The organism is Micromonospora sp. 15K316 (assembly GCF_004348525.1).
In the GTDB taxonomy this organism is placed as follows: domain Bacteria; phylum Actinomycetota; class Actinomycetes; order Mycobacteriales; family Micromonosporaceae; genus Micromonospora.
Map to the genome: position 1 here is coordinate 1 of NZ_SMKG01000330.1, position 4,655 is coordinate 4,655.

Annotated in this window: 4 protein-coding genes and 1 pseudogene; 1 reads left to right on the forward strand and 4 read right to left on the reverse strand. The window is 75.5% G+C overall.

Annotated features, from left to right (window positions below; translation table 11 throughout):
• Window positions 1-1,743 (forward strand): annotated as a pseudogene (locus tag E1211_RS30805) (hypothetical protein); the annotation flags it as partial.
• A 99-nt stretch (window positions 1,744-1,842) separates the two neighbouring features.
• Here the strand turns inward: E1211_RS30805 and E1211_RS30810 are convergent.
• From E1211_RS30810 to E1211_RS30825, 4 genes are all read right to left on the reverse strand, one after another.
• Window positions 1,843-2,625, reverse strand: coding sequence for a hypothetical protein (locus E1211_RS30810; protein WP_132353547.1), 783 nt, complete (start codon window positions 2,623-2,625; stop codon window positions 1,843-1,845).
• Between the two features lie 23 nt (window positions 2,626-2,648).
• A complete protein-coding gene (locus E1211_RS30815) occupies window positions 2,649-3,512 on the reverse strand; it encodes a PspA/IM30 family protein (RefSeq protein WP_132353549.1) in 864 nt (287 codons plus the stop codon).
• A 196-nt stretch (window positions 3,513-3,708) separates the two neighbouring features.
• The gene (locus E1211_RS30820) at window positions 3,709-4,164 is read right to left on the reverse strand and encodes a helix-turn-helix domain-containing protein (RefSeq protein WP_132353551.1); all 456 of its coding nucleotides are present in this window, start codon (window positions 4,162-4,164) and stop codon (window positions 3,709-3,711) included.
• A 238-nt stretch (window positions 4,165-4,402) separates the two neighbouring features.
• The coding region (locus E1211_RS30825; protein ID WP_132353553.1) for a CinA family protein at window positions 4,403-4,655 on the reverse strand (253 nt) is incomplete at its 5' end.

A 4,655-nucleotide genomic window follows, 5' to 3' on the forward strand; every position in this document is an offset into this window, starting at 1 on the left:
CCCCCCACCCTCCCCGGGTACGGGCCGAACACCCGGACCCTGCTCCAGTTCCGCGTACGCGGCGCCCCCGCGGCCCCGTACGACCTGGCCCGGCTGCGCGAGCGACTGCCCCGGGCGTACGCGGCCAGCCAGCGCCCGCCGATCGTGCCGCAGCCGGCCTACGACGCGGCGATCGGCACCCGCACCCAACGGGAGACGGCGGTGCCGGTGCACGCCGCGACGGTCACCTTCACCCCGGCCGGTGGCGCCGTGCCGGTCGCGGTACCTGTCGCGGTGAAGGCCGTACAGCAGGTCTTCGAGCCCCGGCACGGTCGGATCGCCGGCCGGCTCGGCGTCGCCCACCCGCACGCCGGGCCACTCTCCCCCGGCACGCTGCCGCTCGGCCCCGAGGACCCGGCCACCGAGATCCTCTTCGCGGCCGATCCGGCCGTGCCGATCGGCGCCCCGGCCGACGGTACGCAGCTCTGGCGGATCGTGGGCGGTAGCCGGCAGACCGAGGCCCTGCGTCTGGACGGCTGCGACCTACAGGTGGTCAACCGGGTCGGGTGGGACGGCACGATCCGCCACCCGGACCCCGGCGAGCTGGGCTGGAAGGAGGTGGTCCGGGTCAATCCCCGGGAGGATCTGGTCGTCGCGCTGCGTCCGGTCGCGCCGACCCTGCCGTTCAAGATAGGCGACAGTGTCCGGCTGCTCGACCCGACGAGGCCGGCCGGCGCCCGAACCGGCTCGACCCCGGTGAGCCCCTTCGACGGCCGGCCCGCCCTGGTCGTGAACCAGCTGGTGAACCTCGGCTGGGAGTACCGCTGGCACAGCCAGCTCGGCAGCCACCGCGACCTGGGGATGAACCGCCCGCTCGTGCTCCGGGTCTCGCCCAAGGCGCCCACCGGGCTGACCGCCACCTCGGCGCCGGGCTCGGCCACCGCGCTGCCCGCCATCGCCCTCGCCTGGACCGGCAACGGCGGTCGCCCTCCGGCCACCAGCCACCTGCTGCAACGAGCCACCGACGCGGCCTTCACCACCGGGGTCACCACGATCACCGTGGCGGCCACCGCCACCCGGTACATCGACGCCACGGTCACCCCGGGCGTCACCTACCACTACCGGATCCGCGCCGAGAACGCGGTCAGCTGCTCGTCCTGGTCGAACAGCGTGCCCGCGTCGGTGCAGCTCACCGCCCCCGCCGGGCTGATCGCCGCGATCCCGCCGGCCGCTCCGCTACGGGTCGCGCTGCGCTGGTCGAACCGCTCCTTCGCCACCGGAATCGACGTGCAGCGGGCCACCAACCCGACGTTCACCAGCGGACCGGCCACCACCGCCATCGGGGTGGGTGACAACCACCTGGACACCGCGGTCGCCCCGAACACCACGTACTACTACCGGGTGCGGACGACCTATCTCGGCGCCGCCTCGCCCTGGTCCACGGTGGGCACGGTGACGACCCCGCCGGCTCCGGCGACACCGAGCGCGGTGACCGTCGCCGCCGACGCGCCCGGGCCCGACACGGCGACGGTGGTCCTGGGCTGGTCGCCGGAGACCCCGCTCGGGCCGGGCGCCGGGTTCATCGTGCAGCGCGCCGTCGACCCGACGTTCGGTCGCGAGGTCGCCACGTTCACGGTCACCGGGCGGAGCTTCACCAACACCGGACTGGCCCGCGGCGTCACCTACCACTACCGGATCCGCGCGTTCAACGTGGTGGGCAGCTCCGCCTTCACGGCGCCGACCACCGTCACCACCCCACCCTGACCGCCCCGAGCGGCCGCCGCGCCTACCCGCGGCGAGAGCTCACTCCGCGTGCGGCGGCCGCTCTCCCCATGGCCGAGCGGACCGGACCGCAGGGGCGGGTCAGCGCAGTGGGGTGCGGAGGTCGCCGCCGGTACGCAGCTCGGCCAGCGCGGCGGCCACGCCGTGCAGCAGGTCGGTCGCCTCGGTGAGCCCGGCGGCAGCCGGGTGCGGGGCGTCCGGGCGAGCATCCTCGGCGACGTAACCGGCCGCGGCGACGACGAGCCGCTCGTACGCGGCCACTCCGCTCTCCAGCTGCTCGGTGAGGATCCGGTGCGTGTCGGCCAGGGGCGCCCGGGCGTCGGTCGGGGCGAGCCGGAGCGCGCGTTCCACGCTCGCCACCCGGCGGGCGAGTTCCCGCAGCGAACGGTCGGCGACGGCGGCCTCCTGCACGGCGGGCTCGGCCGGGCCGGTCAGCCGCCGCGTCATCCCGCCGAGAGCGATCGTCGCCCGATCCAGTCGGGCCCAGGGCTGCGCCGCGCTGGTGCCGCGCAACGCCACCCGGGCGCGGACGCGGCGCGCCTCGGCGACCACACCGGCACCGGCCGGCAGACGCTCGACGGCGGCGACCAACCGGGCCCGGGACCGGGCGGCGGCCTCGACCGGGTCGACCGGCGGGGGCGCCGGTTGGGCGGCGAGGGCCCGCAGGTCGATCCAGCGCCACGCGGCGAGCGCCACCGCGCTGCCCGCCGCACCGGCCCAGGCCGCGTCCGGCAGCCCGAGCCCGGCGTACGGGGTCAGGACCGCGGCGGCGCCGCCGAGGCCACCGGCCAGCACGCTCCACCGTCGCGCCGACCGGCGAAGTCGGGCCAGCCGCCGGAAGTACCGCGTACGCTCGTCTGCCACCCTGACCTCCTCTGGCCGCCCGCTCAGCCGGCGGTGGTGGTGTCCCCGCTGCCCCGCTCGCGGGCCATCGTCGCGCGGAGTTCGTCGAGGCGGGCGGCGGCGGCCGGGTCGGTGGCCGGAGCGGCGGGCTGCTCGCCGCCCTGCCGCTGTTGCACGCCGAGCTGCTCGCCGGCCATGCTCGACCGGATCTGCTCCAGCCGGGCCGAGCCGGCCGAGTCGAGCGTCGCCTTCTGGATCTCCAGCATCCGACCCTCGGTCGAGTTGCCGGCCAGCTCGGCGCGCCCCATCGCGTTGGCGTAGCGGCGCTCAATCCGGTCGCGCACCTCGTCGAGGGAGGGGGTGGTGCCGGGCGCGGTGAGCGCCGACATCGACTCCAGCGAGCGGGCCACGCTCTCCTGCATCTTCGCCTGCTCCAGCTGGCTGAGCAGGCGGGTTCGCTCGGCGAGACGCTGCTGGAGGATCATCGAGTTGTTCTCGACCGCGCGGCGGGCCTGGCCCGCGGCGGCGAGCGCCTGGTCGTGCAGGGTCTTCAGGTCCTCCGCCGACTGCTCGGCGGAGACCAGCTGGGTGGCCAGGGTCTGTGCGGACTGCTCGTACCGCCCCGCCTCGGCCTCGTCGCCCCGGGCGCGGGCCTGGTCCGACAGGACCAGCGCCTGCCGGGCGTTGGCCTGGAGGCGCTCGACCTCGGACATCTGCCGGGAGAGCTTCATCTCCAACTGGCGCTGGTTGCCGATCACCGCGGCGGCCTGCTGCACGAGGGCCTGATGCTGGCGCTGCGCCTCCTCGATGGCCTGCTGGATCTGGACCTTCGGATCGGCGTGCTCGTCGATCCGGGCGCCGAAGAGCGCCATCAGGTACTTCCACCCCTTGACGAACGGGTTCGCCATCTCCGCGATATCCCCTCAGTAGCGTCGCTCCGCCTGCTCGAGCCGGACGCAACGACGGACCACCGGCGCGGCAGTCCCTCCATCGTCCCAGCCCGGCGCCAGACCGGCACCCTTACCGGCGAGCAGGCGGCCGACACCGTCTGCGATCAACCCTACGCGGACAGCGCGAGACCGGCTACGGCGCTGCGAAGGAGACTCAGGCGGCGCAGACGACGTCGCGGTCGCGCTCGGCGGGGCGGACCCGGGTGCTGCGCAGCGTGGCCTTGAGCGGCGAGTCCTGGCGGACGGAGACGGCGACCGTGCCGTCGGAGTTGACCTGGCGTACGGCCCGACCGGTGGCCTTCGCCGCCGGGGCCGGCGACACCGGCGCGGCGTCGGCCGACTCGTCCTGCACGGGGACCAGCACGTTCGGCATCTGCTCGGCGAGCGCGACGGTGTCGCTGACCTCGCGCAGCAGCTCGGAGAGGCGAGCGCCCAGCGCGTCGCAGATCGCGGCCAGCAGTTCGCTGGAGGGTTCCTTCTGGCCACGCTCGATCTCGGAGAGGTAACCGAGGCTGACATTGGCGGCGGAGGAGACCTCACGCAGGGTGCGGTGCTGCCCCTGCCGGCGTGCCCGCAATGCGTCCCCGACCACTCGGCGTAGCAGGACCATCGCACCTCCCCCTCTCCGGCCGCACGTTCGCCCGCCATGACGGGCCGAACGCGGCGGACCAGACCGGCACCGACCGACGGAGCCTTTCCGCAACGGTACCCGGTACCCGGCGCGGCGACATCCCGCCCCGCCCGTCGGATTGCCGCGCCGGCGCCCCCGCCCGGCCACGTGGCCGGTTTCGCCGGTGGCCCTCGGCTGCCTGGTCCGCGCCCGGGACGCCGGCGTCACGTCCGGCTGCCTAGCCGGCGTCGTCCGCGTCGTCCGCGTCGGCGGCGTCGGCCTCGTGGATCCGCTCGGCGAGCAGGCGCAGCGCCTCGATCACGGCGGCGGAGCGGATGTGATCCCGGCCACCGGTCAGGTCGAGCTGCCGCACAGCGGTGCCACCCGGCCCGGCCACGGCCACGTAGACCAGTCCCACGGGCTTGTCGTCCTGCGGCTGCGGGCCCGCCACCCCGGTCGTGGCCAGCCCCCAGTCGGCACCGCAGCGCCGC